Source organism: Shewanella sp. BJSY2023SW005 (assembly GCF_047314585.1).
Classification (GTDB): domain Bacteria; phylum Pseudomonadota; class Gammaproteobacteria; order Enterobacterales; family Shewanellaceae; genus Shewanella; species Shewanella algae.
In genome coordinates this window covers 21,821-43,680 of sequence record NZ_JBKORJ010000059.1, presented here as the reverse complement: position 1 = coordinate 43,680, position 21,860 = coordinate 21,821, and the positions used below count along the sequence as shown (strand labels likewise).

Sequence of the window (21,860 nt, the reverse complement as noted above, 5' to 3'; positions counted from 1 at the left end):
TGGATGCTGTTTCTCTCAGCCGTTTGACAGGGAGTCAACCTATGCGCTTTACCACCAAAATCAAGCTTATCAGTCTGCTTATCGTGCTGGTTCCTTTAGTGCTGGCAACGGCATTGGTCAGTTGGCTCGCCAAAGATGAGCTCTATAATCAGGCCGAAGAAAGGCTGCTGGCCGTCAGAGAGATCAAAGAGCGCCAGCTCGATGCCATGTTTGCCAACTTCGGCAACAATCTGGATGCAATCGCGGCCGTGATCCAAAACAGTGAATCACTCAACAGTCTCAGCCAGTCCCGCCCCATGCTGGAAGCCCTCAACAAAGAGTTGGGCTTCTACGATATTTTCATCATCGAAGACTCAGGCTTGGTGAAAGACACTGTGACCCATGAAGCCGACTGGGGCAGTAACCTGCGAACCGGGCCTTATGCAGATTCAGGTCTTGGCCGTCTGTTCAGAAGCGCTATCAACAGCAACGGCGCAACTGTGATGGCCGATTTCAGCCCTTATGCCCCCTCGGGCAATGAAGCGGCAGCCTTTATCGGCAAGAGCATTCAATATCAGGGCCGCCCCTTGGTGGTTGCCGCCCAGCTCTCCATCGACAGGATCAATGGGGTGATGCAAATTCGCGAGGGTATGGGCCAAAGCGGTGAAACTTATCTGGTGGGTGCCGACAAGCGCATGCGCTCCGACTCTTTTCTCGACCCGGTCAATCGCACAGTCAAAGCCTCTTTTGCCGGTACAGTCAGGCAAAATGGCATAGATACCCAAGCGGTGGAACAGGCGCTCAAGGGTCAAAGCGGTGTCACGCAGCTCAAGGATTACAAAGGCAATCCAGTGGTTTCATCCTATGCTCCCATAGATGCCTTCGGGGTTCGTTGGGCGCTCTTAGCTGAAATCGATCAGGCCGAAGTCGCAGCACCGGCGCTGCATATGGTTTATGTCGGTGCCATGGTGTGCCTCGGCGCCATAGTGCTGGCACTGCTGGCAGCCAAGCTGGTCAGCAACTTTGTACTGCGCCCCTTGGGAGGCGAGCCTGCCGACATGTGTCAACTCACCTCAGTGATAGCATCCGGCGATCTCACCAGCACGCTGCAAGTAGCACAGAGCGACAGCCATCTAATGAGCTGGTTGGCCAGAATGCAGAGCAAGCTCAGGGAGATCATCGCCCAGCTCATAGGTATGGGACAGGAGCTGGAATCAGCAGCAGAGCAAAATTCAGCCGCCATCACCCAGGCCGATTGCAGCATTCAACTTCAGGCCAAGGAAACCGACATGCTGGCAACTGCGGTGGAAGAGATGAGCTATGCCGCCGCCGAAGTGGGCCAGAATACTGCCCACGCGGCCGATGAAGTGAACGCCTGTCAGGTCGCCAGTGAAACCTTGAGGCAAAACCTGGATCATACCCGCGCCAGTTTGGAAGTCACCCTCAACAACTTTGCCGAGATCCACAAAGAGGTTAACTCGTTGGAACAGGACAGCCAGAAAATAGGCACTGTGCTTGAAGTGATAGACAGCATTGCCGAACAGACCAATCTGCTGGCGCTCAATGCTGCCATTGAGGCGGCCCGAGCCGGTGAACACGGTCGCGGTTTTGCCGTGGTTGCCGACGAGGTGCGTCAGTTGGCGGTCAAGGTGCAGGAAGCCACCCAGGATATAGGCAATGTACTGCAAGGGATCCAGCGCCAATCCGGTTCTTTGGTCAGCCACAGTCAAACCTGCAGCGATGAAGCCGCCTCTACCGCCGAGAAAGCCGAAGGCATGCGTGAAGCGGTCGATGATATCAGTAACCGGCTGCAGACACTCAAGTCCTTGATGAGCCAAACGGCTACGGCAGCCGAGGAACAAACGACGGTATCGGCAACCCTGGCCAAAGGGATTTCCGGCCTCAGTGCCGCGGCCGAGGAAAACAGCACCGCCATCAGCCAAGTGGCCATAAGCACCCGCAGCTTGCTGGGACTGGCGAATCAGCTTGGTGTCACCACAGCTCAGTTCAAGGTCTGAGGCAATTCAATCCACAGTATCGAGCAGCAACCCAGGTTTCTGCTTGATACTGTGAAATAGCCGCTATCCCTCTAGCTAAGGAAAGTGCGAAGAAAGTGCGAAATAAGCCCCTTCTCTAAACCTGCCAATCTATTTCGGCTTGCTGCCACTGTTTCAACTGCTGATTGATGGCCGAGAAATGGCCGCAGCCAAAGAAGCCGCGATAGGCTGACAGAGGCGAAGGATGCGGGCCGCTTAAGATTTTGTGCTGCGGCGCCTTGATAAGCTTGCCTTTCTTAATGGCATGACTGCCCCAGAGCACAAAAATAATCGGCTCGTCACGCTGATCTAGCAGCTGCAGAGCCCTGTCGGTGAAGGTTTCCCAGCCCGCTTTGGCATGGGAGTGCGCCTTGCCCTTCTCCACCGTCAGCACAGTATTGAGCATCAAGACCCCTTGCTTGGCCCAGCTCAGCAGATTGCCATGATCCGGGATTGAGAATCCTGGGATGTCGGTCGCCAGTTCCTTATACATATTGACCAGCGAAGGTGGCGTCTTCACCCCGGGTTTAACCGAGAAACACAGGCCATGAGCCTGACCTGGGCCATGGTAAGGGTCCTGACCTATAAGTACCACTCTCACCTTATCCAGCGGTGTCAGCTCAAAGGCGCTGAACACCTCTTCCTCGGATGGAAAGATGGCCTTGCCGGCGGCGCGCTCTGCGGCGACAAACTCACTGAGTTGCTGAAAATAAGGGGCCTGTTGTTCAGCGGCGATAAATGCCTGCCAGTCAGTGGAAAGCGCCATGGTGATAATCCTCTGTGTAAAAGAGGCCATAGCTTAAGAGCGCCGACTGCGGGATACAAGCGCCGAGCATCGGCTTTGAGGCCTGTATTCGAAGGAACCTGAGTTAATTTTGTAAGCCAACCTCTTGAGGAGTAAGCCAAGATAACCCACGAACACAGACTTCAGTGACAACAACTGCAGCCACTATTGAAGCAACTTTTTGCCCAAATGCCAGGATCTTGGCAAGCAGGCGCGGGGATTCAGATCCCAATCGCCAATATTTTTCCTTGGCACAGCGCCTTTTTAGGTTAGAATCGGCCCTCAATCTTTGGCTTAGCAAGAGCGAATATAGTATGTCAGATGCCAGCAACCAAACCACCATATTCCAGTTAGCAGATCAGTTTATCGCCCTCGCCAATGAACTGACCCAGCAAGAAGGCGACGTCGGCAAGGTTGGCACCGCCCTGAGATTTGCCGCCGCCCGCTTCAACGCCTTTGAAGCCTCGATCAAGTCTGCCGATCTGGGCGCCGAAAAAGCCAATGCCCTGGAGTGGTTTACCGCCGAATATCGCGACATGTTGGATGACAACCTGGAAGATCACATTGCCAATCCTCCTGTGGTCAACAGCGAAGAAGCTGCCGAACCGGCCGATAATGCCGTGCAGCAATTCAAAGTCTGAGTTCCGTTTATTGCCGCTGCGGGGCCTGTGTCCCCGCACTATTACACCATTCCGGCTCTGTCCTTCTCGATCCCGTCAGCCGCATCACTGTCTCTGTTTCTTCCGCGACACTTTCAAAATTTATTTGAATATCTGCCAATTACAGGCATAAATACCAGAGTCATCAACAGGACTATTCTCGGTAAGCGCGCATGATACGAGCATTGCAGGACTTGAAAATATTCAGCGAAACCGCCAGACAGGGCAGCCTGTCGCGGGTGGCACAACTGCTTGATCTGACTCCGGCCGCTACCAGCGCCGCCATCAAGCGCCTCGAAGCCCAACTCTACACTGTACTCTTTGTTCGCTCTACCCGCAGCCTGCGTCTGACACAGGAAGGTGAAATCTTTCTGCAGCACTGCAATGAAGCCCTGCATATTCTCGACGACGGCTTTCAAGCGATCCAACGAGGTCAGAGCCTGCTCAAGGGCAAGTTACAGTTGTCATTGCCATCGGATCTCGGTCGCAACCGTTTGTTGCCGATATTGGATGAATTTATGGAACGCCACCCGCAGGTGAGTATCAGGGTGCAGATAAGCGATCGCCTGACGGATATCTACCGCCAACCCGTCGACATAGCGTTCCGCTACGGGCTTCCGGCCGACTCGGCGCTTATCGCCCTGCCGCTTTGCCGCCAAAATGACAGGGTGTTGTGCGCTTCTCCCGACTATATTGCCAGGTTCGGTGCGCCGGACAGCCCGGAGGAACTGGCAAAGCACAACTGCCTGTGCTTTATGCTGGCCGATGCGACTCACAGCAAGTGGCATTTTCAGTCACAGTCGGGCCAAATCACTGTGCAGGTCAAAGGCGATAGAGTCGCCGATGATGGCGAGTTGGTGCGGCGCTGGGCCGTGGCCGGCAAAGGCATAGCCTACAAGTCACGGCTCGATATCAGTGAAGAGCTGAAAAATGGTCAACTGCTGCAACTCTGCCCCGAGTGGCGCGGTGAAGAAGCACCGCTCAATATGCTCTGTGCCGACAGACGTCAGCTCAGTCCTTTGGTTATCGCCCTCAGGGAACATCTCGAGCAGGCATTGCAATCACAGCAGTGAATAAATCACCCGCCCGGCCAACAGGATAAGCACCAGGCCGCTGAGGCGGTCAATCAACTGCGCCTTTTCTCTCAGCTTGGGCAACACCTTGGGCTGAGACAAGAGGAAAGCTATCAGGGTGTACCAGAGGCCATCCACCAGCATAGGGGTCAAGACTATGATGCCTCGCCCCAGCAGGCTGTCTGCGGCGGCGACAAACTGGCTGAACAAGGCCAGGAAAAACAGCAAAATTTTCGGGTTAAACAACGAAATGGCAATGCCGTCACGGGCGGCTGTCATCATGCTCGTCGGCTTGCCAGCACTGAGTTTTTGCTGCATGCCGCCCTTGGATTGCAGTGCCTGAATCCCAAGCCAGGCAAGATAAAGCGCCCCCAATAAGGCGATGCCGTTAAACAGCAAGGGGGTGTGTTTCAGTACCACAGCCAAACCCAGCAGAGTGATAAAGGCGTAAACACCTATCCCCAAAGAATGCGCCCAGGCGCAGGTAATGCCGCGACTGCGACCGCCACCCAAGGTGTGACGCACCACCATGGCCAGACTCGGCCCGGGTGACATGGCCCCCAAACACGAGATAGCCACCAGTCCCAACCAATCACTCCAATTCATTGTTCCCCCTCAATGAAACACACCATTTTGCCCTGTCTTGTGCAAACACCCGCCTCATATAGAACAAGCACCTTTCGCAACAGGTTGGTCAATATACTCTATGAAGCCAACGCTTTCGAGCCGCCAATTTTCAATTAGTTTTAAGGCTTGCTGACTATACTGAGCGCCCATATAGCTCCCTAAACCCATTGAGGCCCGGATGATACTTACTCTCAGCATATTGGCTCTGCTCAGCCTGATAGCGGTGATTGTGCTGCTGCTAATCAAAAAACGCCGCGGCGCCAAGATCCCCATGGCGGTGATCCTGGTATTGGGGGGAATGGCTTTTTGTGTCGCCGCCGTGGTCAGTTTTGTGTATCGCGGCGAAGATTATGAAGCTTACCGGGAGCTGCGCTGGCAAGTCCTAGACAGCCAGGCAATCCCGGCTCTGGTGGCCGAAGGCAAGACAGTCGTCGTCGATGTGAGTGCCGATTGGTGCCTGATTTGCCAGGCCAACAAGGCCAATGTGCTCCATAGGGAGCAGATAGTCAGGGCGCTGGCCGAGCCCAATATAGTGCTGATGCGCGGCGACCTCAGCACGCCCAATCCGGCTGTGGAAAGTTACCTGAGATCCCAAGGCGTTGTGGGAACCCCCTACAACCGCGTCCATGGCCCGGCTGTCCCCGAGGGGATCATGATGCCCAGTGTCCTGACGGTCAACGATCTGCTCAAGGTACTGGCTCATGTTCAAGCCAGCCAGTAAGGCACGATATATCGTGCATCTGTACTGACAAGCCCTGTAAACGGCTCTATACTGGCGCAGTCATCAGTGCCGAAGGAGCCGCCCTTGTCTGACTCAAACAGCTTTTTGCCCGAAAACCGCCTCTTGCTCAATGCCGTCAGTGAAGGCATTTATGGTTTTGATCTTAAAGGTAATGCCGTCTTTATTAACCCGGCGGCCGAGAAGATGACCGGCTGGAGCGCCGCCGAACTCTTGGGGCGCAAGATCCACGACTTTCACCATCACAGCCACGCCGATGGCAGTGTCTATCCCCACGAAGATTGCCCCATCTATCAGACACTCAAAGATGGCAAAGCCAGAGAAATAACCACGGAAGTCTTCTGGCGCAAGGACGGCAGCTGCTTTCCCGTACACTATAGTTCCACCCCAGTTTGGCAGGACGGTAAGCTCAAGGGCGTAGTAGCGATATTTCGCGACATTAGTCTGCAAAAGCAGACTGAGTTGTCGCTGCGTCAGGCGCTGGAACAGGTACAGGCGCTATCGGAACAACTGGCCTCGGAAAACTCCTGGCTGCAGGCCGAGCTGGAAGACAAGACGGGCACCCAGGAGATTGCCGGTAACAGCCCGATGATCCAAACCCTGCTCAAACAGTTGCGCCTGGTGGCTAATACCGACAGTACCGTATTGATCCAAGGGGAAAACGGCACAGGCAAGGAGCTGGTCGCCCGCCAGTTGCACCGGCTCAGCAGCCGCAAAGACAAACCTATGATCTCGGTCAACTGCGCCGCCTTCTCTGCCGGACTCTTGGAGAGTGAGCTGTTCGGCCATGAGAAAGGTGCCTTTACCGGCGCCAGCCAGCGGCGCAAGGGACGCTTCGAACTGGCCCATAGAGGCACCCTGTTCCTCGATGAAGTGGCCGAGCTCAGTCTCGAGGCTCAGTCCAAGCTGCTACGGGTTATTCAGGAGCAGGAGTTTGAGCGCGTCGGCGGCAGTGACAGTATCAAGGTGGACATTCGGCTGATCGCCGCCACTCATCACGATCTGCAGCAGCGGGTGGAGCAAGGCCTGTTCCGGATGGATCTCTTCTACCGGCTCAATGTCTTTCCGCTCAAGGTTCCGGCACTGAGACAGCGGCGGGAAGATATCCCTGAGCTGGTGCAACAGCTGCTCAAGAGCCTATCATTGAAACTGGGTAAACCACTGGCGGGCGTTGATGGCGATAGTCTGCGGCGGATGATGCAGTATCAATGGCCGGGGAATGTGCGTGAATTGCAAAACCTGCTGGAACGGGAAGCCATTCTTGCCCGTGAGCCGATACTGCATCTCGCTCCCTTGCCCAGTGATACGCCGCTGCCAGCCGTGGGTCAGACCCTGGCCGAAGTGGAAGCGGCCCATATCAAGGCGACACTGGACGCCTGCCAATGGCGAATATCCGGTCCAAGGGGCGCGGCCAGCAGTCTTGGGTTGCCCCCCAGCACCTTGAGATCACGGATGCAAAAGCTGGGGATCCGCCGCCAGGGCAGTTGAAGCCGAGGCTGAAAACCAAAAACCACAAAAGTCACGATATATCGCCAACTCACGCTATGTCGTGAGCTTTTATTTATCCCAATGAAATAATATTAGATATAAATCAATAAGTTAAACATGAATTTTAACTGGCACGCCTCTTGCCATTGCCTAGCCGTGTGTCAGTCGTCATTCAGGAAGTAGCATGGTTCAACAGGCAAGACAGTCATCGGAAGCGATTCCGGTCACTTTTATCCCCTCCCCCCAAGACAAGAAAAGCAGCCACAAGGGCGGCAAAATCCACTTTCGTAGCCAACGCGGTTATTTTCAACGTTGGCGCAGCGGCCTCAACGCCCTGTTGATAGCCCTGTTTCTGTTACTGCCCTTTATCGACTGGCAGGGACGACAGGCCATCTGGTTCGATCTGGCCAATCAACAGTTTTACTTTTTTGGCAGCAGCCTCTGGCCCCAGGATTTTACCCTGTTGGCCTGGTTCTTTATCGCCGCCGCCTTTGCACTGTTTTTTGTGACCCTGTTTTGGGGCCGGGTCTGGTGTGGTTATCTCTGCCCGCAAACCGCCTGGACGTTCGGCTTTGCCTGGGTAGAAGAGAAGCTGGAAGGCAGCCGTAACCAGAGGATCAAGCTGGATGCCTCGCCCATGACGGTCAGTAAGGCCGTCAAGCGCGGCGGCAAACATCTGCTGTGGATTTTAATGTCTCTGATCACCGGCTGTGGCTTTATCGCCTACTTTGTACCGGCCAAGCAGCTGTATCCGGAGATTTTTACCTTCTCCGCCGGTTTTTGGGATAGCGCTTGGGTGTACTTTTTCGCCCTGTGTACCTATCTCAATGCCGGTTGGATGCGTGAGCAGATGTGCCTGCACTGCTGCCCCTACGCCAGATTCCAATCAGCCATGTTCGATTCCTTCACCAAGACAGTGACCTATGATGCCCAGCGAGGTGAAAGCCGTGGCCCAAGAAAGCGCAAGCAAGCCACAGAGCTTGGCGACTGTGTCGACTGTAATCTCTGCGTCGAGGTGTGTCCCACCGGGATAGATATTCGTAACGGCCTGCAATATGAGTGCATCAACTGTGGCGCCTGCGTCGATGCCTGCGATCAGACCATGAGCAAGTTTGGTTATCGCCCCGGGCTCATCTCCTATACCAGTGAAGAGTCACTGACCGGGCAAACTCCGCCACTATGGCAGCGCAAACGCTTTATTGGCTATGGCGCCGCCTTGTTGGTCATACTCTGCACCATGGGGCTGGATATCTACTCGCGGGATCCCATCACGCTCAATGTGATCCGCGACCGCCAGAGCCTGTACCGGGAAACCCTGGATGACGGCATAGAAAACAGCTATCTGCTGAAAATACGCAATAAGACCCAGCAGGATAAGCACTACCAGATAGAGATCAGCGGCGCCATGCCCTATAAGTTGTCGACCAATAGCGTTCACATCGCCGCCGGCGAGCAGTATGAATTGCCGCTGACCCTGACTGTGCCTGTGACGCAAATCGACAACAACCGCAGCAATCTGCTGTTTAAAGTGACTGAGGCCGATGCACCAGATAATAGCGTCAGCCAGAAGTCGGTATTTTTTGTCCCTTGAGTTGCCTCAGGGCGGCGAAGTGTTTCACCCTGCTTCGCCGCCCGCTTTTTTATCCTTTACTCTGCTGGGCAATCAGCCCCTGCAGTATGCTTTTCACCTTGCTCTGCTGGTAATCTCCCAGCAGAGAACCATCTTCGGTAAAGGCTTCGTGAGCCTTGGCAAGCGCCAACTGCTCGGGCAATACCAGCGCCCCCAGGTTGAACATCAGCTCGCGGACCGGGGTCAAGCCTCTGAGCCCCCCGAGTGCTCCCGGGCTTGCCGCCATCAGGGCCACCCATTTACCGGCAAATACATTGCCCGCGGGTTGAGTTGCCGGGCGGGACAGCCAATCGATGGCATTTTTCAGGGCCGCAGTTATGGAGCCATTGTATTCGGGGCACACCAGCACCAGACAATCGCTCTGCAACAGCTTGCCCTTGAGTGCCACGGCAGCTTCGGGGGCACCAAATTCGGCCTCGTCATCCTGATTGAGCAGGGGCATGGGAAACGCATTCAGTGCCAGCACCTCAGACTCCAGCCCCAGCTCGGCGGCCACGGCGGCGGCATAATGGGCTAGACGGGTGTTGAACGAGCCCTTTCTCAGGCTACCGGAAATAAACTTTATCCGCAGTTGCTGCATGTTTTTATCCTTAATTACAGTCGATTAACCCATTTATTGAACAGGATTTTTCATTCGCCACCATTGCCTTGGCTGCGCTTTGCCTCTAACCTGAATCCAGATCGTTGCAAAACTTTTTGGCGCAGCATTCAGCACAGCGCAGAAAGTCTCGGGGGAGACAGGGGCCAGAATTAATATCAGGGCTAAATAAGCATTCAAAACCAAATAACAATAACAAATCCCAAAGGAAAAGGTGATGACAAGAGTGATACAGAATCAGGTATACGATAGCCAGACTCAGTTGGATTTTTCCCGCTATGACTCTCTTGCAGATATGATAGTCAGCAGTTGTGAGCGTTACGGCGACAAGAGCGCCTTTGCCTGCCTCGGCAAGGCCATCAGCTTCCGGGAACTGGAGAGGGACTCACGCGCCTTTGCCGCTTTCCTGCAACACAACACCCAGTTGCAAGTCGGCGATCGCATCGCCATCCAGCTACCCAATATCAGCCAGTTCGTCATTGCCGCCTATGGCGCGATTCGCGCAGGCCTGGTGCTGGTGAATACCAACCCCCTGTATACCGAGCGGGAATTGATCCATCAGTTCAAGGACTCCGGCGCCAAGGCGCTGGTAGTACTGTCAGATCTCTTGCCCATTCTGGCCAAGGTCGTTGCCAGCACCCCGATTGAAACCGTGATTTCCACCCACCCGCTGGATCTTATCGAGCCGCAAATTCAGCCCAGAACCGGCCTGAAAAATATCGAATTCACCAAGGTCCTTGAGCTGGGACGTCAGCTGGAATTCAGTGAAGTAAAGCTGACTCTGGACGATTTGGTGGCGCTGCAATACACGGGCGGTACCACAGGCCTTTCCAAGGGGGCCATGCTCAGCCACAGAAACCTGATTGCCAACGCCCTGCAATGTGAATCCCGTATCGGCGCCAACCTGGTACAGGGGGAAGAGATCTTCGTCGCCCCGCTACCCATCTACCATATTTACGCCTTTTTGGTGAATCTGGTGCTTTACTTCGAGCGCGGCGCTCTGACGGTACTGATTCCCAACCCGAGGGACATAGCCTCGTTGATCAAGACCTTGGCCAAATATCCCTTTACCGGATTTGCCGGGCTCAACACCCTTTTTGTCGGTCTGTGCCACCAGCAAGCCTTCCGTGAACTGGACTTCTCCCATCTGAAGATCACTATTTCCGGCGGTACCGCCCTCACCGAAGCGGCGGCCAAACTCTGGCAACAAACCACTGGCTGCACCATATCTGAAGGCTATGGCCTGAGTGAAACCTCGCCGGTTATTTCCCTCAACGCGCCAGGACTGGAACGTCTGGGCAGCATAGGCAAGCCGGTTATCGAGACTCAAGTGCAGATCCTCGATGGCAATGACCAGCCGCTGCCACCGGGTCAAGCCGGTGAACTGGCGGTGCGCGGCCCTCAGGTGATGAGTGGTTACTGGCAAAAGCCCGATGAAACTGCGGCTGTGATGACAGAGGATGGCTTCTTCAAGACAGGAGATATCGCCATTGAGAGTGAAGATGGCTATCACAGCATAGTGGATCGCAAGAAAGATCTGATTATCGTTTCCGGCTTCAATGTTTACCCCAACGAAGTCGAAAACGTGCTGGCCCGCTGTGAGTTGGTACTTGAATGCGCGGTTATCGGTGTTGAAGATGAGCGCAGCGGTGAAGCCGTCAAGGCGGTAATAGTGCTCAAACCTGAGGTCGATGCCGCCAAAGCTCAAGCAGCCATAGAGGCACACTGCCGAGCGGAGCTCGCGGCCTACAAGGTGCCCAAGGTGATAGAGTTTGTAGCCCAACTGCCCAAGAGCACGGTCGGCAAGATACTCAGGCGTGAACTGCGCAAATAAGTCAGATAAAAATGCCGCTGTTAAGCGGCATTTTTATTGTCAAAGCTTTTTACTTTAAGCGCCCTACTGACGAAAGAAGTCAAGCAGGTGACTAAGGGCACAGATGGCGTGCACTATCAAAAAGCCAATAAAACCGTGAGCCAGATGTTTGTGCCAGCCTCGCCAGAACAGCGCATCACTGGAGCCTTGGGTCAAATACCAGAGCAGGCCGGTCAGGGCCACACCCAGCAGCAGCAACATCCCCAGCCCTTCTATCAGGCTGAACAGCCCCTTGCCTCCGGCGACCGGTAACTTGCCTTTAAACAAGCCGCCGATATCGGCGCCTATCTGACGCCAATCACCGATAAACAGGCTGAAATACTGGCGCCAGCGGCCCGAGGTGCAGTTGCTCACAAGAAATGTCAGCGACAAAGGAACGCACAGGAGCCCGAGATAAACATGGCTCAGATCCCAGAAACCGGCGCCGGCCCTGATGCTGCGGATCATCATCAGACTGCCACTGCCCAGCACCAGAAACAGGCACAAGAGGATTAACAACAAGTGTTGATGGGCACTATAGAAGCGCCAAAGACGTTGCAACAGAGCCATTTCAGCCTCGCTTTAACCCGCCCTGGAGATCAGAGTTTGCGCCGCCAATTGCTCGGCAAATTCCTGCACCTTGCCCCAATCTGTGTATTCGATGCAGGTATTGGGATCGGTCGGTCCCTTGGTGATCCACATGATGAAACGTATGATGTTTCTGTCCATGGTCCCATAGCCCTGATAGTCCAGATTACCGCCGAACACAGCCAGTTGCTTGGGCTTCCATTCAGTCTTGGCAAGAAACGCCTGCATGTAAGGGTTGGTTTCAGGGGTATTTTTTTCCGGCTTGCGCGCCACCAGACTCACGGAAAAGAAACCATTGGCCTTGCTTTCCAACTGCTGCTGATGTTGGCGGATATAGTCGAACACCGCGGGATTGTGTTTGCCGTGACGAATACTGGCTCCAATGGCAACCCGATCAAAATCGGCCAGATCCGGCGCATCATCAATCGCCGCCATGGTCACTTGCTGCCCCAGAGCGCCAAGTTGCTTTGCCATAACGTCACAGATCTTGCGGGTCTGACCATGCACGCTGGAATACAGCAGAAGAGTCTTGCTCACCTTAACCCCTAGTAGTTCAATCTCTTAGTACTGGTGTCATCTTAGGTGATCCATTAGCTTATTTACATGAAACAGATCACGGCTAAAGGGCGAAACGCTGTCCAAGCCGCGGAAATACCGGGTAGTTCACAAAAAATAACCGCTTTGGGACCCTTTGAGTAACCGCCCCTCAAGAGGCCGCTATGGCAGTGGAACCCTGGCGCTACAGTGGCTTTACAGGCGGATAATATTTTTCAACAAAGTTTTCTGGTTATCTCCAGGTTCAGGCATTAGCATAAGCTGATACTCTCCAGCCATGTTCGAAACAAGATGCAGCAACCAACCCGCAATCCCCAGGCCTTGCTACTGTGGATGACCTTTGTCATGTCCTTGGTATTTGCCGTCTGGCAGGCCCTGCTGAACAACTTTGTTATTGAAAGAGCACAATTTACCGGCGCCGAAATAGGCATGCTGCAAAGCCTCAGGGAGGTTCCCGGGTTTCTGGCCTTTAGCGCCATTTTTGTGCTGCTATTGATCAAAGAACAGGCCTTCGCCCTGTTGTCGCTGGCGCTGCTGTGTATCGGGGTGGGCATTACCGGTTTCTTTCCCCAGGTATTGGGGCTCTACCTAACGACCATTTTAATGTCGGTCGGTTTTCACTACTTTGAAACCATCAATCAATCCCTGACCCTGCAATGGGTCGACAAGTCCCAGACAGCCGGTTTCATGGGAAAGGCCATGTCATGGCGCGCCGCAGCCGCATTGGGAGGTTACGGCAGCATCTGGTTGGTGATGACAGTATTCAAGCTGGACTATGTCTGGATGTACAGCCTCATAGGCGCCTTGGGGCTTTTGATGGTGATCACTCTCTACTGCTATTTCCCCAGGTTCGATACCGGCGAAGTCCAGCACAAGAAAATCATCCTCAGAAAACGCTACTGGCTCTATTACCTGCTGACCTTTTTCTCGGGAGCCAGAAGGCAAATCTTCATGGTGTTCGCCGGCTTTATGATGGTGGAGAAGTTCGGTTACAGCGTCAGTGAGATCACGGCTCTGTTTCTGATCAACTATGTAGTCAACCTGCTGTTTGCCCCGGCCATAGGCCGCTTTATCGGCCGCATAGGAGAAAGGCACGCCCTGACCCTGGAATATATCGGCCTGGTGCTGCTGTTTATCAGCTATGCCCTGGTGGAGGACGGCCACATGGCAGCGGCGCTCTATGTGATAGACCACCTGCTGTTTGCCATGGCTATTGCCATCAAGACCTATTTCCAAAAAATTGCCGATCCCAAAGACATTGCCGCCACCATGTCGGTCAGCTTTACCATCAATCATATCGCGGCCGTGGTGATCCCGGTATTGCTCGGAGTGCTCTGGCTCAGTTCACCTGCGGCAGTGTTTTATATCGGTGCCGGACTCGCCGCCTGTTCGCTGTTGCTGGCACGCCTGGTGCCCAAGGACCCGGCCCCCGGACGCGAACTCAGTTGGCACAAGGCCCTAGTTGCAGAAACCCAACAGCAGGAAGCAGGCTGAATTACTGGACAACTAACTGAAAATTATGCATAAAGAAGCACAGTTTTCGCGAGAAGATAATCAGAATGGCAGAGGAAAAACTCCCCAGAGAAATAGAAGAGCCCGGTCAGGCATCGGCCCGCAAGAAGGCGCTGCGCCTCGGGCGCCTGCTGGGACTCGCCTCTGAGCAGGACTATAAACCCGCCAATGCCAGCGTCGCCGAACGGGCGGCCTTTCGCATCGACAAACAACAAGCCCAGTACCAACGCAACCTGGAAAACATCTACGCCATGGCACTGAGCTATACCCCGTCCGATGTGACCGGGGTGGAGCTGGATCCCGACTGGGTACATCAATTCTTCCAAATGGCCGAGCAGATCCACAATCGCAAGATGCAGGATCTGTGGGCTCGGATACTCTCAAGTGAAATCATCAATCCAGGCAACTTCAGCCTGCGTACCCTTGCAACCCTGAAACAGCTGACCTTGAGAGAGGCACACATACTGGAAAAAGCGCTGGGGATGGCGGTCAAGGTCAACAATGAGAGCCGATTCAAGCTTATCAGTGGTTACAGAGTCAGCGGCGGCATAGGCCAGTATTTTCGTAAACACAGCGCGGTCAACCTGGGGTTGTCGCAATTCGGCATGCCCTACTCAAGCATACTCACCCTCGTGGATGGCGGCATACTGCACAGGGGCGAGTTCGAGACCGGCATATTGGACAGCAAGAGCCCGCTGCAACTGCAGATCCAACAGCAACACCTGAAGCTGACCCCAAAATCAGGCCACCTGCTGTTCAGCTACTACCGCTTTACCCCAGTGGGCGATGAACTGGCACTCTTGGTGCGTCCAAGGGAAGACGAAGCCTATATCAATGCGCTGAAGGCCTTGTTTACCAAAGACTTCAGCATTAGCTAGGCATCAACTGAGCCTCAGGCGCTGGCCTGTAATCGCGTCGATGGGATCACTTCCAAGGCAGAGAGGTAATCCAGCAATGCCTGCACCTGAGTATTGAGATCGCCCTTGCTGGTATCTATGGTCAACTCGGCAGCCAGCGGCTCTTCGTAGGGCGCCGAAATCCCGGTAAAGTCACGGATCTCCCCCTTACGCGCCTTCTGATACAAGCCCTTGGGATCGCGGGCCTCACACACAGCCAGCGGCGTGGAAACATGCACTTCGATAAAACGCCCCGCGGCAAACCGGCAGCGAATGGCGTCGCGCTCGGCCCGGGTCGGCGAGATAAAGGCCGACAGTACCAGCAAACCGGCATCCACCATCAGGTGCGCCACTTCGCCCACTCTTCGCAGGTTTTCATCCCTATCGGCGGCGCTGAAACCGAGATCTTTGCAAAGACCATGACGTACATTGTCGCCATCGAGCAGATAGGTATGAAACCCCGCCTCGAACAGTGCCCGCTCCAGGGCGCCTGCCAGGGTCGACTTGCCGGCGCCGGACAGCCCGGTGAACCAGAGCAGCACAGGTTGTTGGCCCTTCTGGGCTGCCCTGGCCGCCTGATCGACAGCATGCTGATGCCAAACGATATCGGCATTGGGCTGGGTAGAATTCTTCATCGTCACTCCTTAAAGACCCGCATCAAAGGGGAACAGCATGGGCACCAGAAACAAAACTATCGCCGAGTAAAGCAGCGACAGCGGCAGCCCCAAGCGCACAAAATCAATAAAGCGGTAATTACCGGCATTGAACACCATCAGATTGGTTTGGTAACCATAGGGCGAAATAAAGCTGGCGCTGGCACCAAACACCACTGCCAGAATAAAGGGCCGACTGTCGACCCCGAAGCTGGTCGCAATCGCATAGGCCACGGGAAAAGCCAAGGCCGCCGCCGCGTTATTGGTTATGAGTTCGGTCAACAGCAAGGTCAACAAATAAACCCCGACAAAGGCGCCAAAGACCCCAAAGCCGGAAAAGGCGCCGAGCAGAGTATCGGCCATCCCTTTGGCCAAGCCGGTATCCAACATCAGATTGGCCAGACTCAGGGCGCTGCCGACAATCAACACCAGCTCCAGCGGGAACCGCCGTTTGAGCTCGCCCAGGGTCACCGCACCTATCGCCAGATAACTGAGCAGCAAGAGCACCAGCCCCTTGGCCAGCGGCAGCCAGCCCAGCAGACTGGCAGCTATGGTGAGCACAAAGCCCGCCAGCACCCACTGACTGCGGCGACTGTCCAGCCTGACACTCAAGTCCAGGCCGCTGACGGCGGCAAAGTCGGTACTGAGACGCGGATTACGGCCAAAGCCATCACCCGGGGTCAACAGCAACACATCTCCGGCTTGCAGCACTATGTCGCCCAAGCCGCCCTTGAGTGGATGATGGCCACGGCGAATCGCCATTACGGCGGCATCAAACTGCTCCCGAAATCGCGAGGCCTTGAGCGAAGAGCCCACCAAAGCCGAAGACGGCGCCAGCACGGCTTCCACCAAATTCTGGCCCCTGGCCTGCTGCTTGCCGAACCACTCCAAACCATCGAATTGATGCAGCAACTCCACCGACTCCACCGCGCCGCTGAAGCGCAGCACATCCCCCGCGGCCAACACGAGTTGCGGCGGCACAGGGCAGATGCGAATGCCGCTGCGCTCGAGCTCCGCCAGATAGAGCTTTTTCAGGGCTCTGAGTCTGTTGTCCTGCACGCTGCGGCCCACCAGGGTCGAGCCGGGCAGCACTTTGGCTTCCAACAGATAGGGCAGACTTTCATCGCCGTGTTGCTCATCGCCATCGGGCAACAGGTGTGACAGTAATACCAAAAGCGCAATACCGGCCACCACCACGGCCAGGCCAATCAAGGAAAACTCAAAAAAGCCCAGGGGTTTCAGCCCGGCGTTTTCAACAAAGGAGTTCACTATCAGGTTGGTCGAGGTGCCAATCAGGGTCAGGGTGCCGCCCAAAATCGCCGCGTAGGATAAGGGCAGCAATAACTTGGCCGGTGCGTGCTGCTGATTGCGACGCACCACGCCAATCAGCGAGGCCACAACGGCGGTATTGTTGGTAAAAGACGACAGCAACGCAGTGGAAAACCCCAACTTGGCCATGGTCAGCCCCAAGGAGCCTGAGCCTATGACCTGGCTGAGCCTACCGAGCAAGGGCGTCTTCTCCAGTGCCGTGGTTGCCAGCACCAGGAGCACCAGAGTCACCAGACTGGCGTTGGTAAAACTGCCCAGCAGCGACTCCAGTTCCAGCATACCCAAGAGGTAACTGAGCAGCGCCGCTATGGTAAACAGCATGGCCGGTGATGCCAGACCACTGACGAGTCCGGCCACCAGCGCGAGCAGTATTAACCCCAGGATCCAGGTTTCAGACAATTCAGTCTCCCTGAGCGCGGATATCCAGCGCCTGCCAATGGGGGAAATGCTTGCGGATCAGGGCATTGAGTTCCAATTCAAACTCACTGAAATGGGTCGTTTTTTCAGTTTTCCCAAGCGCCTGCTGCACCATACCGGCACCGACAGTGACATTGCTGATGCGATCGATAAAGATAAAACCGCCGGTGTCGCGATTGTCATTATAGGCATCGAACACCACGGCCTCGCTCAGCTCAAGTTCAACCAGGGCTATGGTGTTGAGGCTCAGCTCGGCAACACTGTCCTGTGCCAGGGTATTCACATCTATGCTGTGCAGTATGCGGCTGACACTGGCGGGCACCTTTTTGGTTCCCAGCTTGATGTTGTATTGCTTGCCGGGTGTCAGCGGCTGCTCGTGCATCCACACCACCTTGGCCTGCAGCCGGTTGGAAACGCCCACAGGGCTCGCCGCCGGCACTATCACATCGCCGCGGCTGATATCAATCTCATCACTCAGGGTCAGGGTCAGTGCCTGGCCGGCATAGCCCTGCTTGAGCTCACCATCGAAGGTGACAATCGAGGCGATAGTCGACTCTTTCCCCGAAGGCAGCACCTTGACCCTCTGACCAACTTGCAGACTGCCGGAAGCCAAAGTACCGGCAAAACCGCGGAAATCCAGGTTGGGACGGCTGACATACTGCACCGGGAAGCGGGCATCGAAGGCGTGGTTAAAGCCGGTCACAGGCGCACTCTCCAGCATGGCAAGCAGGGTTTCGCCCTGATACCAAGGGGTACGCGCCGAGCGGTTCACCAGGTTGTCGCCATCGAGTGCCGACAGCGGTACAAAGCGGAGTTCTTCCAGCTGTAACTGGCCGGCAAACGCCAGATAGTCGGCCTTGATCGCCTCGAAACGCTCCTCACTGAAATCCAGCAGATCCATCTTGTTGACGGCCACGATGAACTGCTTGATCCCCAAGAGTGAGCAGATAAAGCTGTGTCTGCGGGTCTGGGTCTGCACCCCGTAGCGACCGTCGATCAGGATAATCGCCAGATCGCAGTTGGAAGCGCCGGTCGCCATATTGCGGGTGTACTGCTCATGCCCGGGAGTGTCGGCAATGATGAACTTGCGCTTCTCGGTAGAGAAGTAACGATAGGCCACATCTATGGTGATCCCCTGCTCGCGCTCGGCCTGCAGGCCATCCACCAGCAAAGCCAGATCCACGGCTTCGCCCGTGGTGCCATGGCTCTTGGAATCCTTTTGCAGTGCCGCCAGTTGATCTTCATAGATCTGGGCGCTGTCGTGCAGCAAACGACCTATCAGTGTTGACTTGCCGTCATCCACGGAACCACAGGTCAGAAACTTCAAAAGCGATTTATGCTGCTGATTTTCAAGATATTGCTCTATACCCAGCTCATTGACTTGTTGTGCAACCGACATTAGAAATACCCCTCACGCTTTTTCTTTTCCATCGACCCGGACGAATCCCTGTCGATGACCCGTCCCTGACGCTCACTGGAGCGGGACAGCAACATCTCTTCGATAATCTCTGCCAGTGTCGCGGCACTGGACTCTATGGCGCCGGTCAGGGGATAACACCCCAGAGTGCGAAAACGCACCCGGCGATACTCGGGCACTTCGCCTTCATTGAGCGGCATCCGCTCGTCATCGACCATGATCAGGCTGCCATCGCGCTCCACCACCGGGCGCTGCTCGGCAAAATAGAGCGGCACTATGTCGATGTTTTCCTGATAGATGTATTGCCAGATATCCAACTCGGTCCAGTTGGAGAGCGGGAAGACCCTGATGCTCTCCCCCTTGTTGACCTGGCCGTTATAGGTATGCCACAGCTCGGGGCGCTGGTTCTTGGGATCCCAGCGGTGATGGCGATCGCGAAAGGAATAGACACGCTCCTTGGCGCGGGACTTCTCCTCGTCGCGGCGGGCACCGCCAAAGGCGGCATCGAAACCGTATTTATCCAGGGCCTGTTTCAGGCCTTCGGTCTTCATCACGTCTGTGTGCTTGGCCGAGCCGAAGGTAAAGGGATTCATGCCCATCGCCAGGCCTTGCGGATTCTTGTGCACCAGAAGCTCGAAGCCGTACTTCTCGGCCGCCTGATCACGAAAACGTATCATCTCGCGAAACTTCCAGTCGGTATCCACATGCAGCAAGGGGAATGGGATCTTGCCCGGATAAAAGGCCTTGCGTGCCAGATGCAACAGCACGGAAGAATCCTTGCCGATGGAGTACAACATCACCGGGTTGTCGAATTCGGCGGCAACTTCGCGAAAGATCTGGATGCTCTCGGCTTCCAACTGTTCAAGGTGACTCAACACTGGCCCTGACATCTTATTTCTCCAATTGATTCAAAGTGCTGTAGCAGCATCATGTTGTAGTTGCTGGTCATTATTCGCCGCCTCGGGTTCAAACCAGCTGAGGCTGTCTGCCAGAGCGACGACTTCGCCTATGATCATCAGCGCCGGCATCACTACCCGCGAGTCCTGAGCCAGGGTTTGCAACTGCTCCAGAGTGCCGATAACACGCTGCTGCTGTCTGGTCGTGGCCTTGGATACAATGGCCACCGGCGTCTGCGGGCTGCGACCATGGGCAATCAGTTGTTGCTGAATGAGCCCGGCATTGAGGATCCCCATGTACACCACCAGGGTGTTGGCCGGGTTGGCGTAGCCTTGCCAATCCATGGGGCGGTTTTGCAGCTGGCAATGACCGGTAATAAAGCTGACCCCTTGGGCAAAATCCCTGTGGGTCAAGGGAATACCCGCATAGGCGGCAGTACCGCTGGCGGCCGTGATGCCCGGCACCACTTCAAAGGCGACGCCGGCCTGTGCCAGAGTCTGCAACTCCTCGCCGCCGCGACCGAAGATAAAGGGATCGCCCCCTTTGAGCCTGACCACGGTTTGGCGGGTAAAAGCCTTGGTCAGCAACAAACGGTTGATTTCACTCTGAGAAGCACTGTGCTCACCGGCCCGTTTGCCCACGGCGATGCGCTCGGCACCTTCGGGGATCAGCGCCAGGATCTCGGGACTGACCAAGGCATCGAACAGCACCACATCGGCGCGCTGCAGCAGGTGCCAGGCCTTGACGGTCAATAGCTCAGGATCGCCGGGACCGGCTCCAAGCAGATAAACTTTGCCCTTGGCCCGCTTGCCGGGCAGTGTCAGTAATTCCATGCGCTATTCCCCATCTTGCTGATGTAAGCAATATAGCGGCTACTTATATTCCACTATAAATAGAGAATCATTAGTTGTTATTACTTTTAGATATATAGAAAGGAATCGCGGTAACAAGAAAGCGCCCGGAGACTGAGAAATCTGTTAATAAAAAACATTACTTTTTATTTTCAATAGATTACAAAATCAAAGTGGAAGTGGATTGCTGAAATTTCCTATTGTCTACTGCCGCTTTTGGCACTAACTTATGGCAAAAAATTATAGTTTTATCTCGGTGACAACGGCTTGGGATGGGAATGTGCACAGTAAAGCCGGGATGTTACACTCTCAAGCCAAAGCAACTGCCGGGCACTCCATCAAGCCTCAGAGACAACAGGGAAGAATATGTATACCAAAATCCGTTCCAGCCTCAGCGGCCTGACCTTGGCCCTGGCAATACTGCCGACCAGCCAACTCTATGCCGCCGAAGACAGCAAGCCTTCACTGGTCGATCAGAGGGTAAAAGAGGAATTGGAAACCTCAGAGCGGCCCTTTGTGATCACTCCACACAAGGTCAACTATATACTGCCGGTCACCTATAACCCGTCACCCAATATGACCCCCTTTGCGGCGGAAGCGGCTGAAGAGGGTTATACCCTGGACGAATATGAAGCCAAGTTTCAGATAAGCTTTAAATTCCCGCTGATGTACAACGTGTTTGGCGACAATGGTCACCTGTTTTTCGCCTATACCAACCAATCCTGGTGGCAGGTATACAACAAGGATATCTCCTCGCCGTTTCGGGAAACCAACCACGAACCCGAACTCTTTATGCTGTTCAACAACGACTGGAAAATAGCCGGCTTCACCAACTCCTTCTGGGGCTTTGGCGCCGTGCATCAATCCAATGGCAAGTCAGGCGATCTGTCCCGCAGTTGGAACCGCATTTACGGCACCATGGTGTTCGACAAGGGCCCTATAGCGCTGGCGGCCAAGGTGTGGTGGCGGATCCCGGAAAGTGAAAAAGAATATGAGGGCGATCCCCGTGGCGACGACAACCCGGATATCAGTGATTACCTCGGCCACTTCGAGCTGACAGGTGTCTACGGCATAGACGACCACAGATTCAGCCTGATGTTGCGTAACAATCTGCAAAGCCCCAACCGCGGCGCAGTGGAATTTACCTGGAGTTACCCCATCTTGGGTAACCTGCGTCTGTATGCACAATACTTCAATGGCTACGGCGAAAGCCTTATCGACTATAACGCCCATAACCAGCGTATAGGCATAGGTGTCGCCATCAACGATATTCTTTGAGC

At 55.0% G+C, this 21,860-nt stretch carries 20 protein-coding genes; 10 read left to right on the top strand and 10 right to left on the bottom strand.

Annotated features, from left to right (window positions below; translation table 11 throughout):
* The first annotated feature begins 41 nt into the window (after positions 1 to 41).
* Positions 42 to 1,997, top strand: a complete 1,956-nt coding sequence (locus ACMHXI_RS18545) for a methyl-accepting chemotaxis protein (protein WP_062793434.1) — start codon at positions 42 to 44, stop codon at positions 1,995 to 1,997.
* 115 nt (positions 1,998 to 2,112) lie between these two features.
* Here the strand turns inward: ACMHXI_RS18545 and ung are convergent, their stop codons facing one another.
* Entirely contained in the window at positions 2,113 to 2,781 is a 669-nt protein-coding gene (gene ung, locus ACMHXI_RS18540) for a uracil-DNA glycosylase (protein ID WP_413735765.1), read from the bottom strand.
* 332 nt (positions 2,782 to 3,113) lie between these two features.
* Here ung and ACMHXI_RS18535 point away from each other — a divergent pair, with 332 nt between their 5' ends.
* A complete protein-coding gene (locus ACMHXI_RS18535) occupies positions 3,114 to 3,440 on the top strand; it encodes a DUF3144 domain-containing protein (protein WP_101055704.1) in 327 nt (108 codons plus the stop codon).
* A gap of 191 nt (positions 3,441 to 3,631) precedes the next feature.
* Positions 3,632 to 4,531: a LysR substrate-binding domain-containing protein gene (locus ACMHXI_RS18530; RefSeq protein WP_413735763.1), complete on the top strand. Its 900-nt coding sequence runs from the start codon at positions 3,632 to 3,634 to the stop codon at positions 4,529 to 4,531.
* Here the strand turns inward: ACMHXI_RS18530 and ACMHXI_RS18525 are convergent.
* On the bottom strand, positions 4,520 to 5,137 hold the full coding sequence (locus ACMHXI_RS18525; RefSeq protein WP_413735762.1) for a LysE family translocator: 618 nt from the start codon (positions 5,135 to 5,137) through the stop codon (positions 4,520 to 4,522). The two genes, ACMHXI_RS18530 and ACMHXI_RS18525, sit on opposite strands and share 12 nt — an antisense overlap.
* Positions 5,138 to 5,336: 199 nt before the next feature.
* Here ACMHXI_RS18525 and ACMHXI_RS18520 point away from each other — a divergent pair, with 199 nt between their 5' ends.
* The 3 genes from ACMHXI_RS18520 to ccoG all read left to right on the top strand — a co-directional run bounded on the left by ACMHXI_RS18520 (position 5,337) and on the right by ccoG (position 8,976).
* Positions 5,337 to 5,879 carry a thioredoxin family protein gene (locus ACMHXI_RS18520; protein ID WP_413735760.1) on the top strand — a complete coding sequence of 181 codons (543 nt, stop codon included), beginning with the start codon at positions 5,337 to 5,339 and terminating at the stop codon, positions 5,877 to 5,879.
* Positions 5,880 to 5,930: 51 nt separating this feature from the next.
* On the top strand, positions 5,931 to 7,385 hold the full coding sequence (locus tag ACMHXI_RS18515; protein WP_181317261.1) for a sigma-54 interaction domain-containing protein: 1,455 nt from the start codon (positions 5,931 to 5,933) through the stop codon (positions 7,383 to 7,385).
* Between the two features lie 184 nt (positions 7,386 to 7,569).
* A complete protein-coding gene (gene ccoG / locus ACMHXI_RS18510) occupies positions 7,570 to 8,976 on the top strand; it encodes a cytochrome c oxidase accessory protein CcoG (RefSeq protein WP_413735758.1) in 1,407 nt (468 codons plus the stop codon).
* Positions 8,977 to 9,025: 49 nt separating this feature from the next.
* Here ccoG and ACMHXI_RS18505 read toward each other — a convergent pair whose 3' ends face one another.
* Positions 9,026 to 9,595: an NADPH-dependent FMN reductase gene (locus tag ACMHXI_RS18505; RefSeq protein WP_219012984.1), complete on the bottom strand. Its 570-nt coding sequence runs from the start codon at positions 9,593 to 9,595 to the stop codon at positions 9,026 to 9,028.
* 235 nt (positions 9,596 to 9,830) lie between these two features.
* On the opposite strand from ACMHXI_RS18505, the gene ACMHXI_RS18500 reads away from it, so the two are divergent.
* A complete protein-coding gene (locus ACMHXI_RS18500) occupies positions 9,831 to 11,447 on the top strand; it encodes an AMP-binding protein (protein WP_025009984.1) in 1,617 nt (538 codons plus the stop codon).
* Between the two features lie 63 nt (positions 11,448 to 11,510).
* On the opposite strand, the gene ACMHXI_RS18495 is transcribed toward ACMHXI_RS18500, so the two are convergent.
* Together ACMHXI_RS18495 and hemG are read right to left on the bottom strand one after the other, a co-directional pair.
* Positions 11,511 to 12,035 (bottom strand): cytochrome b/b6 domain-containing protein, encoded by a 525-nt coding sequence (locus tag ACMHXI_RS18495; protein ID WP_045283083.1) that lies wholly within the window; start codon positions 12,033 to 12,035, stop codon positions 11,511 to 11,513.
* A gap of 12 nt (positions 12,036 to 12,047) precedes the next feature.
* Entirely contained in the window at positions 12,048 to 12,590 is a 543-nt protein-coding gene (gene hemG, locus ACMHXI_RS18490) for a menaquinone-dependent protoporphyrinogen IX dehydrogenase (protein WP_144226911.1), read from the bottom strand.
* 309 nt (positions 12,591 to 12,899) lie between these two features.
* Here hemG and ACMHXI_RS18485 point away from each other — a divergent pair, with 309 nt between their 5' ends.
* Both ACMHXI_RS18485 and ACMHXI_RS18480 read left to right on the top strand, forming a co-directional pair.
* Complete coding sequence (locus ACMHXI_RS18485) at positions 12,900 to 14,102, top strand: MFS transporter (protein ID WP_071238591.1); 1,203 nt, start codon at positions 12,900 to 12,902, stop codon at positions 14,100 to 14,102.
* A gap of 65 nt (positions 14,103 to 14,167) precedes the next feature.
* Positions 14,168 to 14,998 carry a TIGR03899 family protein gene (locus ACMHXI_RS18480; protein WP_208148921.1) on the top strand — a complete coding sequence of 277 codons (831 nt, stop codon included), beginning with the start codon at positions 14,168 to 14,170 and terminating at the stop codon, positions 14,996 to 14,998.
* 14 nt (positions 14,999 to 15,012) lie between these two features.
* Here ACMHXI_RS18480 and cysC read toward each other — a convergent pair whose 3' ends face one another.
* Genes cysC through cobA form a run of 5 tightly spaced genes read right to left on the bottom strand, consistent with a single transcriptional unit; the run spans position 15,013 to position 20,562 of the window.
* A complete protein-coding gene (gene cysC, locus ACMHXI_RS18475) occupies positions 15,013 to 15,651 on the bottom strand; it encodes an adenylyl-sulfate kinase (RefSeq protein ID WP_025009979.1) in 639 nt (212 codons plus the stop codon).
* Between the two features lie 9 nt (positions 15,652 to 15,660).
* Complete coding sequence (locus ACMHXI_RS18470; protein ID WP_025009978.1) at positions 15,661 to 17,397, bottom strand: SLC13 family permease; 1,737 nt, start codon at positions 17,395 to 17,397, stop codon at positions 15,661 to 15,663.
* Position 17,398: 1 nt separating this feature from the next.
* A complete protein-coding gene (gene cysN / locus ACMHXI_RS18465) occupies positions 17,399 to 18,814 on the bottom strand; it encodes a sulfate adenylyltransferase subunit CysN (RefSeq protein ID WP_413735754.1) in 1,416 nt (471 codons plus the stop codon).
* On the bottom strand, positions 18,814 to 19,722 hold the full coding sequence (cysD, locus tag ACMHXI_RS18460) for a sulfate adenylyltransferase subunit CysD (protein ID WP_028780229.1): 909 nt from the start codon (positions 19,720 to 19,722) through the stop codon (positions 18,814 to 18,816). Before cysD ends, cysN begins: the two co-directional genes overlap by 1 nt.
* A gap of 18 nt (positions 19,723 to 19,740) precedes the next feature.
* The gene (cobA, locus tag ACMHXI_RS18455; RefSeq protein WP_028780230.1) at positions 19,741 to 20,562 is read right to left on the bottom strand and encodes a uroporphyrinogen-III C-methyltransferase; all 822 of its coding nucleotides are present in this window, start codon (positions 20,560 to 20,562) and stop codon (positions 19,741 to 19,743) included.
* Between the two features lie 384 nt (positions 20,563 to 20,946).
* Between cobA and ACMHXI_RS18450 the strand changes: the two genes are divergently transcribed.
* Positions 20,947 to 21,858 carry a phospholipase A gene (locus ACMHXI_RS18450; protein WP_037474669.1) on the top strand — a complete coding sequence of 304 codons (912 nt, stop codon included), beginning with the start codon at positions 20,947 to 20,949 and terminating at the stop codon, positions 21,856 to 21,858.
* The last annotated feature ends 2 nt before the right edge of the window (positions 21,859 to 21,860 follow it).

Excerpts from the sequence above, each read along its gene's own strand:
- ACMHXI_RS18520 (WP_413735760.1), top strand. The coding sequence starts at position 5,337 with ATGATACTTACTCTCAGCATATTGGCTCTGCTCAGCCTGATAGCGGTG.
- ACMHXI_RS18450 (WP_037474669.1), top strand. The coding sequence starts at position 20,947 with ATGTATACCAAAATCCGTTCCAGCCTCAGCGGCCTGACCTTGGCCCTG.
- cobA (WP_028780230.1), bottom strand. The coding sequence starts at position 20,562 with ATGGAATTACTGACACTGCCCGGCAAGCGGGCCAAGGGCAAAGTTTAT.
- ACMHXI_RS18530 (WP_413735763.1), top strand. The coding sequence starts at position 3,632 with ATGATACGAGCATTGCAGGACTTGAAAATATTCAGCGAAACCGCCAGA.
- ccoG (WP_413735758.1), top strand. The coding sequence starts at position 7,570 with ATGGTTCAACAGGCAAGACAGTCATCGGAAGCGATTCCGGTCACTTTT.
- ACMHXI_RS18525 (WP_413735762.1), bottom strand. The coding sequence starts at position 5,137 with ATGAATTGGAGTGATTGGTTGGGACTGGTGGCTATCTCGTGTTTGGGG.
- ung (WP_413735765.1), bottom strand. The coding sequence starts at position 2,781 with ATGGCGCTTTCCACTGACTGGCAGGCATTTATCGCCGCTGAACAACAG.
- cysC (WP_025009979.1), bottom strand. The coding sequence starts at position 15,651 with ATGAAGAATTCTACCCAGCCCAATGCCGATATCGTTTGGCATCAGCAT.
- ACMHXI_RS18535 (WP_101055704.1), top strand. The coding sequence starts at position 3,114 with ATGTCAGATGCCAGCAACCAAACCACCATATTCCAGTTAGCAGATCAG.
- ACMHXI_RS18495 (WP_045283083.1), bottom strand. The coding sequence starts at position 12,035 with ATGGCTCTGTTGCAACGTCTTTGGCGCTTCTATAGTGCCCATCAACAC.
- ACMHXI_RS18505 (WP_219012984.1), bottom strand. The coding sequence starts at position 9,595 with ATGCAGCAACTGCGGATAAAGTTTATTTCCGGTAGCCTGAGAAAGGGC.
- ACMHXI_RS18500 (WP_025009984.1), top strand. The coding sequence starts at position 9,831 with ATGACAAGAGTGATACAGAATCAGGTATACGATAGCCAGACTCAGTTG.
- ACMHXI_RS18545 (WP_062793434.1), top strand. The coding sequence starts at position 42 with ATGCGCTTTACCACCAAAATCAAGCTTATCAGTCTGCTTATCGTGCTG.
- cysN (WP_413735754.1), bottom strand. The coding sequence starts at position 18,814 with ATGTCGGTTGCACAACAAGTCAATGAGCTGGGTATAGAGCAATATCTT.
- ACMHXI_RS18485 (WP_071238591.1), top strand. The coding sequence starts at position 12,900 with ATGCAGCAACCAACCCGCAATCCCCAGGCCTTGCTACTGTGGATGACC.
- ACMHXI_RS18480 (WP_208148921.1), top strand. The coding sequence starts at position 14,168 with ATGGCAGAGGAAAAACTCCCCAGAGAAATAGAAGAGCCCGGTCAGGCA.
- cysD (WP_028780229.1), bottom strand. The coding sequence starts at position 19,722 with ATGTCAGGGCCAGTGTTGAGTCACCTTGAACAGTTGGAAGCCGAGAGC.